Source organism: Arthrobacter sp. P4_F10 (genome assembly GCF_056401435.1).
In genome coordinates this window covers 54,613-65,995 of the sequence record NZ_JBFUJJ010000006.1, presented here as the reverse complement: position 1 = coordinate 65,995, position 11,383 = coordinate 54,613, and the positions used below count along the sequence as shown (strand labels likewise).

Below are 11,383 nucleotides of genomic sequence, written 5' to 3'. Positions count from 1 at the left end.
AACTAGCAATGCGTCACGGGATTTCGGTCCTAGAATGTGTAAATGCACAACTTTCAGGACAACGCCGCGCGCTGGGGAGAACTGGTGGAGCGGCTGCACGGGCGGCTCGACGAACTCGTGGACCTCTTCATGGCCCGGGTCCAGGAGATCCCCGAATATGCCGGCAACAGGGTTGACCTCCCGGAACTTCGCAAAACTGCCCGCGAAACGTTCCGCCGTCTCGTGGACGGGCTGCGGGACAAGGAGTTGCAGCAGGCGGGCCGCAACGGCGACCGCGACTCGCTGATGCAGTTCTCCTCCGAGCTGGGCGCCAAGAGAGCAAGGGCAGGGATCTCTCCCGAGGCCCTGATTTCAGCCGTCCGGCTGGATTTCAGCATCCTGTGGGATGACCTGCTGCAGATCTCTGTTCCCGAAGACGCCATGCTGCTGACATCCAGGGTGGACAGGGTGTGGCGCGTCGTGGATGAATTCGCCACCCATACGCACTCGAGCTACTCGGCGGAACGGGTGCGCATGGCACAGGAAGAATCAAATATCCGCCGCGAGTTCATCGCCCGGCTTTTCAGCAAGTCTGAACTTTCCGCAGACACGATCAGCCAGGCGGCCGCAGCCCTCGTTACCGATCCTGACGCCAGGTTCTCCATAGTTGCCGCCAGCGGGGAGGCAGCCTCGAAACTGCGCGCCATCGCAGCTCAGGGCCCGCAGTCCTCGCAGAAGCTCTTTGTGCACGAATTCGGCGGCAGCGCCTATGTTTTCTGGGCCCTCGGTCCCGCCAGTGGACGGGCGCAACCGGAAGGCCCCGCCTATCTCCCGGCCGGCATCGCCGGGATCCCCTGCGGCTATGTGGAAGGCTTTGCCGGCCTGCGCGCCCTCCCGGCAGCGGCACGGACTGCCGAGCGTCTGGCACTGCTCCTCCAACCTTCGGACAAGGGCCCCCTAACTGCCGCCGGCGCCTGGGCCAGGCTCGCGAAGCAGCAGCTCCAGGACGCCGGCCTGGATCTGTGGGCGGACCTGGACTCGGCACTCTCGCCATGCCGCGGCGGGGAGCGCGAACGCCTGGAGGAAACGGTGCGCCACTTCCTGTCCACCGGCAATATCACCACCACGGCACAGGCCCTTTTTTGCCACCGGAACACCATCCTCAACCGGCTTCACCGTTTCCAGGACCTGACCGGGATCGACCTCGCCGTACCCTCCGAAGCGGCCAGGCTGGTGGTTGCGTGGGCCTGAGCGCGGCTGGAGTGCTGGCGTAGGGCGGCCTGCCTGAACCTTGCCTCTGGGTTGTGTGAACACACAATTTTGGTGGATTTCTGGTGGATTTTTTGCCATTGAACTGTGATGGCTGACACAGGATAGTTGGTGACTATCTGCACCGGACAATCGTCCCCGCACCCCATCTGGAGAACTGATGGCTCACATGGTAAATACCACTGCCGCCGCTGCTACGGCACGGCTGGACCTCGCAAAAATGCGCAAAATCGCCCTAGCCAGCGTCATCGGCACCACCGTCGAGTGGTACGACCTCTTTGTATTCGGCACAGCGTCCGCGCTGGTGTTCAACAAGATCTTCTTCCCCAGCTTCGACCCCATCGTGGGCACCATGCTCGCGTTCGGCACCTTCGCCTCCGCCTACATTGCACGCATGGTGGGCGCCATCATCTTCGGCCACTTCGGGGACCGCCTGGGCCGGAAGTCCATGCTCCTGATTTCACTGCTGACCATGGGCGCCGCCACGTTCGCCATAGGCCTGCTGCCGGACTACAACAGCATCGGCATCATGGCGCCTCTGCTGCTGCTCTTCCTGCGCGTCATCCAGGGCCTGGCCCTGGGCGGCGAATGGGGCGGCGCCGTCCTGATGACGGTGGAACACGCTCCCGCGTCCAAGCGCGGGTTCTACGGCTCGTTGGTCCAGGTGGGCGTGCCCGCCGGGACCCTGATCGCCAACGTCGCGTTCCTCATTGTCGCCTCGACGGTCAGCACCGAAGAGCTCCTTGCCTGGGGCTGGCGCATCCCGTTCCTGGCCTCCGCGCTGCTCGTGGCCGTGGGCATCTACATCCGCCTGCACATCGAGGAAACCCCGTCATTCCAGGCGGTCAAGGATGCCGGCGCCAAGGCCAAGCTGCCCTTCGCGGCCCTCATGGCCAAGTACTGGAAGCAGGTCATGCTCGGCGGCGTTGCCACCTTGTCCACCGGCAGCACCTTCACTCTGCTCGTGGCCTCGGGCGTCTCCTACGGCAAGAAGGAACTGGGCCACTCGGAGGCCCTGATGCTGTGGGTCGTGCTGGCCGCCTGCGCCTTGTGCTTTGTCCTGATCCCTTTCTTCGGCCGGCTCTCTGACAAGCACGGCCGCAAGCCGATCATCTACGCAGGAGTGGCCGCCGAGGCAGCCCTGGCGTTCCCGATGTTCTGGCTCATGGACACCAAGTCCGTGCCGCTGCTCTTCGTCGCCTACCTCGCCATGATGACGGCCTTCGCCGCGAACTACGGCCCGATCGCCACGTTCCTCGCCGAGCTCTTCGGTTCAAAGGTTCGCTACTCGGGACTGTCCGTGGCCTACATGCTCTCCGGGCTCCTCGGCAGCGCCGCAACACCGTTCATCACCACGTGGCTGCTGGGTATGACCCACCAGAGCTCCTCCATTGCGTGGTACATCATGGCCGCCGCCCTCGTCTCGCTCGGTGCCTTGTTTGTCCTGACCGAAACCCGGCACGGCAACATCGACGCCGTCGACTCCGCCCCCACTGACGCGTTCACCGACGCAAGCACGGACCCGTCCGCCGAAGCGGTGGCTGCCAAATGACAACGCCGCACGCCGTGCTCCCCGCTGTTCCTCCCGTAAACGGGACTGTCCGCCGGATCGCGCAGATCCCGGGTGGCGCAGCCGCCGTCGGCCCCTTCTCCCAGGCAGTCGTCGCCAATGGGTTTGTGTTCACCGCCGGCCAGATCCCCGCGATCAGCGGGCTGGATGACCAGCCGGACACCTTCGAGGACCAGGTGCGCCAGACCATCATCAACCTCCGGTCCGTGCTAGAGACGGCGGGGTCCGGCCTGGACCACGTGGTCAAGGTGAACGGCTATCTCACGGATCCCGACCGGCTCGATGCCTACAACCGGGTCTACTCGGAGTTCTTTGGCACGGCCAAGCCTGCGCGGACCACTGTCTGCGTGAGCCTGTGGGGCGTCGCGCTGGAAATCGACTGCGTGGCCGTGGTTGCCGGCACGACGGCGCCGGAGGCCCCATGAGCGCGGTGAGCGCGGGGCTTGACGAGGGGCTCGCCGCCGTCAGCTACCCCACGATCGGGCACTTCCTGGAGGACGGATTCGTGGATCCGGCCATCCGTTCGCTGCTCGACGGCGTCAAGGTGGCGGGCCCGGCGGTCACGGTGCACATCGCTGAGAATGACGCCTACGCCATGAACCGTGCCCTGCTGGAGCTGTACCCCGGCGCGGTGCTGGTGGTGGACATGTCCGGTGACCACCGGCACGCGCCGGTGGGCGCAGTCACCGCGGCAGCGGCCACCGCGCAAGGCGCCGCCGGCGTCGTCGTCGACGGCGTGGCCACCGACATCCTGGAGCTCCGGGCCACCGGCCTGCCGGTCTTCGCCCGCGGGACCTCGTGCCTGACCACCAAAAGGGTCCGCAGCGGCGGCTCCGCGGTGAATGTCCCGGTGCAGTGCGGCGGCATCCAGGTTAATCCGGGCGACTGGGTGCTCGGGGACGACAACGGCGTGATCGTCCTGTCACCGGAGGCGGCGGCCGAGGTGCTGGGCCAGGCACTGGCCTCTGACGCCGCCGAACCGGCGCTGCTGGCACGGATCGCATCCGGCGAGCCGCTGGAATCGGTGCTGGCGTTCTGAGGGACGGCGCGGGGTTCGGGTCAGGGATGGGGTAGAACTTAACCATGAATGTGCGCACCCCTGACCCGAATCCCGGCTGGCTCTCCGACGACGACTTGTCCGAAGCGCGGGGCAAGCTGCCGATGGTCTATGTCGAGGCCGTTCCGGTCCGGCTGGACCCTCTCGGGTTCGTGAACGAGGTCGGCACGCTGCTGCAGGCCGACGAGGACGGCACCATGGTCCGTTCCCTGGTGTCCGGCCGCGTTCTCTACCGCGAGACCATCCGCGCCGCGCTGCTCCGCCACATGGAGAAGGACCTGGGCCCGCTTGCCTTCCCGCAGCTGCCGGTCAGCCCCGTGCCGTTCACGGTGGCCGAGTACTTCCCGTCTCCGTCCCACACCGGCTTCACGGACGACCGCCAGCACGCCGTTGCCCTGGCGTACGTCATTCCCGTCACCGGCGAATGCTCCCCGCGCCAGGACGCCCTCGAGCTGACCTGGATGACCCCGCAGGAGGTCATGAGCACGGACGTGCAGCTGGAATTCAGCGGCGGCCGGGGGGCCCTGATCCGGCAGGCGCTGGCCTTCGCGGGAGTCGGCAACTAGCCGGCCACCTTCGGTCCCGCGCCGTCCGGGGACGCTCGGGGCGGCCCCGGCGTCCCCGACTTCACGCACCGGATTTTGTAGACTGTTGGGCGGACCGCAAGAGAACTTTAAGGACTCCCGATGACCCACCCCCCAGCCTCCCGGAATTACAGTGAACAGCAGGCTGGATCTCTGCGGGCCGGCGACCACCTGATCCTGCCCGACGGAAACCGCTCCGCCGAGATCCATCGCGTGGATGTTGAAGCCGACGATTTTGGTACTCCCGCCATGGTTTTGGCGACGCTCAGCGGCGGCGGTGTGCTGCGGATCGCGGCGGGATCAATGATCCGGGTCACTGACGACGCTGAGCCCGGCCCCCCGGCCTCTTCCGACGGCGGCGCGTTCGGCGCCGTCGCCCCCTCCGACGGAGCCCCCGGCGCCGGCGCCCCCGAACTTCCGGCGTCCGGCCCGTCCCCCGAACCGGAAGAGGAAGTGCGGGACGCAACGGAGTCCGACAACACGGCGGCCGCCGTCGTCGTTCCTCCCCAGCCCGTTGCCCCGCCCGCGGTGAGCGGTCCCAGCGACGCGGAGCTGGCGCTGATCCCGGCCCTCGAGGGCACGCCGGAGTCTGTCGTGGAGGCCGCGGCCGAGGCCCATCCGGGCGCCGTCGGCGTGCTCCTACTTAGTGAACGGCTCGCCAAGGGCATCAACACCAAGTCCGGGAGCTGCCTGAAGGACCTCAGCGACCTCGCGCACGAGCTCTTCGTCACCCTCAAGGACGCCGACAACGCCCTGGCGGTCGCGGACCTGCTCAACGTCCTGCCGTTCGACGGCAACCCCGACCGCTGGGCCTCCGTGGAGTCGTCCCTGGCGCTCTCCAGCTACATCTGCCGCCAGCTGGGGCAGGACCAGCGCGCCGGGATCTACGAGAAATTCCTCCGCGCGCCGGAGGCCATGGAAACGGACCCGTTCAAGGCCAGGATCAACGCCAAGGTACGCCAGCGCTCGCTCAACGAGCCGAACCTGTACGACAAGGAAATCTTCCGCTCGATCGACAACGCGAACCCGGACGCGGAACGCGAATGGCGCCTGCTGCGGCTCGAGGCGCTCCTGTTCCTGCGCGCGCACGGCGGCTCCGAAACGGTTGGCACCGTTGAGCTGGAACGCCGGATCGGCAACGAGCTCGAATCAGTCCGCGCCTGAGGCCTGTGTGGTCCTGCTGGGCCTGCCCCGCTGGGGCCTGGCGTTGGGGCCTGCCCGATAGGGCTTAGCCGATAGGGCTTAGCGTTCGGCCCTACCCGATGGGTGCCGGGAGTTGTAGATTCACCCCATGACGAACAATCTGAGCGTTGTGATTAATTCTGACGCGCAGCAAGTTTGGACCATGCTGCGCGAACCCGCCAAAATCGCCCAATGGCACGGCTGGGTGGCCGATGACCAAGAGGCCGAAATCAACGAAATCTACTTCGGCCCCAATGTGGTCGAAGGCGCAGACCACACCTCCTTGGTGGTCGACGGCGGGGACGTCTTCACGTTGAAACCTGTCCCGACGGGCACGGAAGTCAGCGTCACCCGGGCTGCGATCGACCACAATTCCGAGTGGGCGGCCTGGGACGAGGACATCACCCAGGGCTGGCTGACCTTCCTCCACCAGTTGCGCTTCGCCCTGGAACGGCACCCGCACGGCAAGCGCCGGACCTTTTTCTTCTCCGTGCCCGGCTCTGGCGGGTCCGCGATAGAAAAACTCGGGCTCAGCGACGTCCCGGCGCCCGGGGACCCGTATTCGCTCACCCTGCCCACAGGCGAGGAGCTCTCCGGCAAGGTGTGGTTCCGCAGCAACCATCAGGTTGGCCTGACGGTCCACCACTACGCCGAGCACGGGGACGGCCTGCTGATCGTGGCGGACCAGCCCGCCATCGAGGACGTCCGGCCCGACGGCGGATCCCTCGCGATCGTGTCCACCTACGACCTCGGGGCCCACCAACTGGAGGCGGTCCGTAATTACTGGGACAAGTGGCGGGCTGAGAACTACCCCACATCGGATCCCGTCCACTAAGGCAAGGGAAGCGTTAGCTGGCACACTTGAACCGTGCCAGCCAATCCTGACTTCGCTTCTGTGCCCCCCGCGCCTGCCCGGCAGTCCGAGTTCTCCTTCCGCGTGGGCAAACGCCTGAGCGAGGCGTGCCCGCCGTCGGCCGGGCAGATTGCCGCCAACGGCGGTGAGTTCCTGGGCCGGACCGGCACCATCGCCACCCCGCACGGGGAGATCCAGACCCCGGCGTTCATCGCCGTCGGCACCAAAGCCACGGTCAAATCCGTGCTGCCGGAATCCATTGCCGAGCTCGGCGCACAGGCCGTGCTGGCCAACGCCTACCACCTGTACCTGCAGCCGGGCGCGGACATCCTGGACGAGGCCGGGGGCCTCGGCGCGTTCATGAACTGGCGCGGGCCCACGTTCACGGACTCCGGCGGTTTCCAGGTGATGAGCCTGGGCTCTGGGTTCAAGAAGGTCATCGACATGAAGTCGGTGGACAATTCAGGGCCGGACGACGCCGTCGCCCCCGGCAAGGAACGCCTGGCCCACGTGGACGAGGAAGGCGTGTGGTTCAAGAGCCACCTCAACGGCGACCGGCACCGCTTCAGCCCCGAGATCTCCATGAATGTCCAGCACCAGATCGGCGCGGACATCATGTTCGCCTTCGACGAGCTCACCACGCTGCAGAACTCGCGCGGCTACCAGGAGGAGTCGCTGGAACGCACCCGGCGCTGGGCCGAACGGTGCATCACCGAGCACTTCCGGCTCACGAACGAGCGCGCCGGCAAGCCCTACCAGGCTCTGTTCGGGGTGATCCAGGGTGCCCAGTACGAGGACCTGCGCCGCAAGGCCTGCCGCGACCTCGGCGCCATGAACTTCGACGGCTTCGGCATCGGCGGGGCGCTGGAGAAGGAGAACCTCGGCACGATCGTGCGCTGGTGCAACGAGGAACTGCCGGAGAACAAGCCGCGGCACCTGCTGGGCATCTCCGAACCGGACGACATCTTCACCGCCATTGAGAACGGCGCGGACACCTTCGACTGCGTCTCCCCCACCCGGGTGGCCCGCAACTCGGCGTTCTACCACCCCACCGGCCGGTACAACCTCTCCGGCGCCAAGTACAAGCGCGACTTCGGCCCGCTGCAGGAAGGCTGCGACTGCTACGCCTGCCTGAACTACTCGCGGGCCTACATCCATCACCTGTTCAAGGCCAAGGAGATGGTCTCGGCCACCCTGATCTCGATCCACAACGAGCGCTTCGTGGTGAAGATGGTGGACGACGCCCGGCTCGCCATCGAGGCCGGCAACTTCTTCGAGTTCAAGGCCGAGACGCTGGGCCGGTATTACTCCTAGAGGCTTCCCGCCGCCCCGCCGTCGAACCGCCTCGTCCCGCCCCGCCGTCGAAGTCGCCGGAACCGTGCCAGATCGCCGGAAGTTTCCGGCGACCCCGCTGCGTTCCGGCGACTCGGCGTAGAAGTCGTCCGCCAGGCCGTCAGGCCCTCAGCTCGTCAGGTGCAGCGACGCCGAAAGCGCCGCGTCAGCATCCCGCAGGACCTTGGCCGCCACCTGGAGGCCCTCGATCCGGCCCAGGGAGACGTCCTCATGTTCGATGTTGACCAGCATGTTGGGGTCCACCTCGTACAGCGCGCGCAGGAACTCGGTCCAGTAGGCGGTGTCGTGCCCGCGGCCCAGGGCCACGAAGTCCCAGGCGGAGTCCTTGGGCCACTCGTTGGCCCACTCGTCGCCGCCGAGGTTGGTGCGGCTTTCCTCCGGGGAAAGCCGGCGGAAGCTGTTGTCGAGGACACCGTAGAGCGCGGCGTTCCCCGTGTTCACGCGGACGTCCTTCGCCGCCGCCTGGAAGACAAGCGGACCGAGCTCGCGGACCACCGCCACCGGATCCATCTGCTGCCAGAACAGGTGCGAGGCGTCCAGCTCGACCCCCACGTGGGTCGCGCCGGTCAGCTCGATGAGCTTGTGGACATCGGCAGTATTGAACACGATGTTCTGCGGGTGCAGCTCGAGGGCAACCTTCACGCCGTGATCGGCTGCGAGGCGGTCGGTTTCCTTCCAGAAGTCGGCCGCGATGCCCCACTGATAGTCGAGCACGTCCAGGGCCGCCGAGTTCCAGGCGTTCACGACCCAGTTGACCGTGGTGGCTCCGGGTTCGCCGCCGGGCAGGCCGGACATGGTCACCACGCGGTCCTGTCCCAGCCGCTGCGCCAGCCGGATGGAGCGGCGGATGTCCTCGGCATGCTTCTCGCCGATTTCACGCTTGGGGTGCAGCGGGTTGCCGTTGCAGTTCAGGCCGGCGATCGAGACGCCGGTTCCCTCGAAAATCGCGAGGTAGTCGTCGCGGGCCGCGTCGCTCTCAAGGATCTGGTCCATGGTGGGGACGTGGACGGCCGGCAGGAATCCACCCGTGTTGATTTCGATGCCGGTCAGTCCCAGGCCGGCGATGACCTTCAGGGCCTCGGGCAGCGGCCGGTCGTGCAGGATTGCGTTGTAGACACCGAGTTTCATAGCGTGATTTTCTTTCCGTTGTTGAGGGCGGATTCAGTGACAGCGCCGAGCAGTTCCATGTTGCGCACGCCCTCGTCGAACGTGGCGCAGCGGGGCAGGGAGTCCGCCTGGCTGAGGCCGGCGACCTCCTCGAGGAAGGCCCGGGACTGGTAGGCGAAGGCGTCGTTCTGGCCGAACCCGACACTGGGCGCGTCCATGGCCAGGCCGCCGGCGATGTACGGGTGTCCGGGTCCGAGGATGACCTGGCGGTAGCCGTTCTCGTTGGCCGGGCCGTCGTTGAGGAACAGTTCGATTTCCGCGGGGCGGCGCTGATCGAACCGGGCGGCGCCGTTCTCGCAAAAGACCTCGAAGATGAGGCTGTTGGCGTGGCCGGCCGCGACACGGGAGACCTCGAAGCCGCCGGCGCCGTTCTCGAATTCGGCGGAGAACACCGCGTAGTCGTCGTTTTCGACCGGCTCGAAGGTGTCGCTGACCGCGGCGTGGTCGTGGCCCATGACGGCGCCAAGCGGCAGCGGGCGCTTGTCGATCACGGTACTGAGGCGTCCGCCGCTGATGGACTTGATGTCGCCGCAGAGGAACTCGGCAACGTACGTCAGGTGGCTGCCGACGTCGGCCAGCGCACCGGAGCCCGGGCCGCCCTTGTAGCGCCAGCTCATGGGCGCCGACGGGCTGAACCCGTAGTCGGTCCAGTAGCGGCCGCTGAAGTGCAGGACGTTGCCCAGGACGCCGCTACGGATGAGGTCGCGGATGTACGCGATGCCCGGCGTGCGGCGGAAGGTGAACCCGATGCGGGCGATCGAGCTGGCGTTGCGGGCAGCCTCGGCCATGGCGCGGGCGTCGTCGATGGAGTCGCTCAGCGGCTTTTCGCACAGCACGTGCTTCCCGGCGGCCAGCAGGCCCTCCACGACTTCGCGGTGGAGGGAGTTCGCGATCACGACGCTCACGACGTCGATGTCATCGGCCTCGGCGATCGCCTGCCACGAGGTGTCATTGCGTTCGTAGCCAAAACGCTTCGCGGCGAGGGAACCGAACTCGGCGTTGACGTCGCCGATGGAGACCAGCCGGATAAGAGGAAGAACGGGGCTGTAGAGCGCGGACGCCGTCCGGTACGCAGCCGCGTGCGCTTTTCCTGCCATTCCGGCGCCGATTACGGCAACTCCCAAACTGTCAGCCATCGATTTCTCCTTTGAAATTCGGCCAGGCCGCCGGCCCGACCCTAGAAAATTGGAGCGCTACAAAAACGGGCGCTGAACAAAAGCGTAGCTATGTACATATGTCCTGTCAATGGTTGACCGGTTATCCTCGGATGAGACGTGAAAGGCTCTGCAGATGTCGTTGAACACCCCCCGAACCCGCCGCCCGACGATCTACGATGTCGCCAAGAGCGCCGGCGTCTCCCCGTCGCTGGTCTCGCTCGTGCTGCAAAACCCGTCGAAGGTCAGCGAGAAGCGCCGGGAGGCCGTCCGGGCGGCCATGTCGGAGCTCGGTTACCGGCCCAGCCGGGCGGCGACCACGCTCGCCAGCAGCCAGACGAAGAGCATCGGGCTGGTCATTGACGACTTCCGGAACCTCTGGTTCGTGGACCTCCTGCGCGGCATGGAATCCGCCCTTTCACCCCACGGCTACCAGGTCACCCTCGCGGATTCCCGCCCGGGCGAGAACCGCATCACGGAGGCCACGGACGGCCTGCTGTCCATGCACGTGGAGGGCCTTGTCATCGCCGCCGAGCCAAGCGAGTCCATGATGGCCGGGACCTGGGTTCCGGCAGTCGTCGCCGGCTGGCGAAACGGCGTTCCCGCGGGAGCAGACCTCATTACGAACGACGACGACGGCGGCGGCCGCATGGCGGCGGAGCACCTGCTGGGGCTCGGCCACACCCGGATCGGACACCTTTCGGGCTCCGGAGGTGCCGCTGCCCACCGGCGGGACGGTTTCCGCAGCGGCATCGTGGAGGCCGGCGTCGAGGTCCGGATCGCCGGTGAATCCCAGGGGACCTCGGAGGAGGATGGCTACGCCGCCGCCTGCTGGCTGCTCGACCACCACCCCGACACGACCGCCCTGTTCGCGGCCAATGACACCATGGCCCTGGGTGCCCTGGCCGCGGCCAAGGCCCGCGGCCTGTCCGTCCCGGCGGACCTGTCCGTGATTGGCTACGACAACTCCCAACTGGCCAAGTCTCGGTACCTGGACCTGACCTCCGTGGACAATCGCAGCGACGTTGTGGGGTCCCATGTCGCCAACACCCTGCTGGCACGGATCCAGGACCCAACTCTCGAACCCCGGCGCAAGCTGATCGAGCCGGCCCTCATCGTCCGCGGCACGACGGCCCGCGTTTCCGGCTGAGCCCTCCCCCACCTCCGTCGAACTCGTGGGAGGCGCCCGCCAGCCTCCCGCCGTCGAAATCGCGG

11 protein-coding genes are annotated in these 11,383 nt (G+C 66.9%); 9 read left to right on the top strand and 2 right to left on the bottom strand.

The window, feature by feature from the left end; translation table 11 throughout:
* Window positions 1-42: 42 nt before the first annotated feature.
* The 8 genes from AC1DR1_RS09290 to tgt all read left to right on the top strand — a co-directional run bounded on the left by AC1DR1_RS09290 (window position 43) and on the right by tgt (window position 7,808).
* Entirely contained in the window at window positions 43-1,230 is a 1,188-nt protein-coding gene (locus AC1DR1_RS09290; protein WP_476992502.1) for an RsbRD N-terminal domain-containing protein, read from the top strand.
* Between the two features lie 187 nt (window positions 1,231-1,417).
* Window positions 1,418-2,800 (top strand): MFS transporter, encoded by a 1,383-nt coding sequence (locus AC1DR1_RS09285; protein ID WP_476992501.1) that lies wholly within the window; start codon window positions 1,418-1,420, stop codon window positions 2,798-2,800.
* Window positions 2,797-3,243 carry a RidA family protein gene (locus AC1DR1_RS09280; RefSeq protein ID WP_476966872.1) on the top strand — a complete coding sequence of 149 codons (447 nt, stop codon included), beginning with the start codon at window positions 2,797-2,799 and terminating at the stop codon, window positions 3,241-3,243. Before AC1DR1_RS09285 ends, AC1DR1_RS09280 begins: the two co-directional genes overlap by 4 nt.
* Window positions 3,240-3,857, top strand: coding sequence for an RraA family protein (locus AC1DR1_RS09275; protein WP_476992500.1), 618 nt, complete (start codon window positions 3,240-3,242; stop codon window positions 3,855-3,857). Before AC1DR1_RS09280 ends, AC1DR1_RS09275 begins: the two co-directional genes overlap by 4 nt.
* A gap of 44 nt (window positions 3,858-3,901) precedes the next feature.
* Window positions 3,902-4,441, top strand: coding sequence for an NUDIX hydrolase family protein (locus tag AC1DR1_RS09270; protein ID WP_229994615.1), 540 nt, complete (start codon window positions 3,902-3,904; stop codon window positions 4,439-4,441).
* Between the two features lie 120 nt (window positions 4,442-4,561).
* Entirely contained in the window at window positions 4,562-5,623 is a 1,062-nt protein-coding gene (locus AC1DR1_RS09265) for a DUF6707 family protein (protein ID WP_476992499.1), read from the top strand.
* 127 nt (window positions 5,624-5,750) lie between these two features.
* Complete coding sequence (locus tag AC1DR1_RS09260) at window positions 5,751-6,476, top strand: SRPBCC family protein (protein WP_229996195.1); 726 nt, start codon at window positions 5,751-5,753, stop codon at window positions 6,474-6,476.
* A gap of 33 nt (window positions 6,477-6,509) precedes the next feature.
* Window positions 6,510-7,808, top strand: coding sequence for a tRNA guanosine(34) transglycosylase Tgt (gene tgt / locus AC1DR1_RS09255; RefSeq protein WP_476966869.1), 1,299 nt, complete (start codon window positions 6,510-6,512; stop codon window positions 7,806-7,808).
* Window positions 7,809-7,955: 147 nt separating this feature from the next.
* On the opposite strand, the gene AC1DR1_RS09250 is transcribed toward tgt, so the two are convergent.
* Entirely contained in the window at window positions 7,956-8,975 is a 1,020-nt protein-coding gene (locus AC1DR1_RS09250; protein WP_229993651.1) for a sugar phosphate isomerase/epimerase family protein, read from the bottom strand.
* Window positions 8,972-10,150, bottom strand: a complete 1,179-nt coding sequence (locus AC1DR1_RS09245; RefSeq protein ID WP_476966868.1) for a Gfo/Idh/MocA family protein — start codon at window positions 10,148-10,150, stop codon at window positions 8,972-8,974. Before AC1DR1_RS09245 ends, AC1DR1_RS09250 begins: the two co-directional genes overlap by 4 nt.
* A 154-nt stretch (window positions 10,151-10,304) precedes the next feature.
* On the opposite strand from AC1DR1_RS09245, the gene AC1DR1_RS09240 reads away from it, so the two are divergent.
* A complete protein-coding gene (locus AC1DR1_RS09240) occupies window positions 10,305-11,318 on the top strand; it encodes a LacI family DNA-binding transcriptional regulator (protein ID WP_476966867.1) in 1,014 nt (337 codons plus the stop codon).
* Window positions 11,319-11,383: the final 65 nt, after the last annotated feature.

What these genes read in the sequence shown, in the direction of transcription:
- AC1DR1_RS09290 (WP_476992502.1), top strand. Translation starts at nt 43, where the DNA reads ATGCACAACTTTCAGGACAACGCCGCGCGCTGGGGAGAACTGGTGGAG.
- AC1DR1_RS09285 (WP_476992501.1), top strand. Translation starts at nt 1,418, where the DNA reads ATGGTAAATACCACTGCCGCCGCTGCTACGGCACGGCTGGACCTCGCA.
- AC1DR1_RS09280 (WP_476966872.1), top strand. Translation starts at nt 2,797, where the DNA reads ATGACAACGCCGCACGCCGTGCTCCCCGCTGTTCCTCCCGTAAACGGG.
- AC1DR1_RS09275 (WP_476992500.1), top strand. Translation starts at nt 3,240, where the DNA reads ATGAGCGCGGTGAGCGCGGGGCTTGACGAGGGGCTCGCCGCCGTCAGC.
- AC1DR1_RS09270 (WP_229994615.1), top strand. Translation starts at nt 3,902, where the DNA reads ATGAATGTGCGCACCCCTGACCCGAATCCCGGCTGGCTCTCCGACGAC.
- AC1DR1_RS09265 (WP_476992499.1), top strand. Translation starts at nt 4,562, where the DNA reads ATGACCCACCCCCCAGCCTCCCGGAATTACAGTGAACAGCAGGCTGGA.
- AC1DR1_RS09260 (WP_229996195.1), top strand. Translation starts at nt 5,751, where the DNA reads ATGACGAACAATCTGAGCGTTGTGATTAATTCTGACGCGCAGCAAGTT.
- AC1DR1_RS09250 (WP_229993651.1), bottom strand. Translation starts at nt 8,975, where the DNA reads ATGAAACTCGGTGTCTACAACGCAATCCTGCACGACCGGCCGCTGCCC.
- AC1DR1_RS09245 (WP_476966868.1), bottom strand. Translation starts at nt 10,150, where the DNA reads ATGGCTGACAGTTTGGGAGTTGCCGTAATCGGCGCCGGAATGGCAGGA.
- AC1DR1_RS09240 (WP_476966867.1), top strand. Translation starts at nt 10,305, where the DNA reads ATGTCGTTGAACACCCCCCGAACCCGCCGCCCGACGATCTACGATGTC.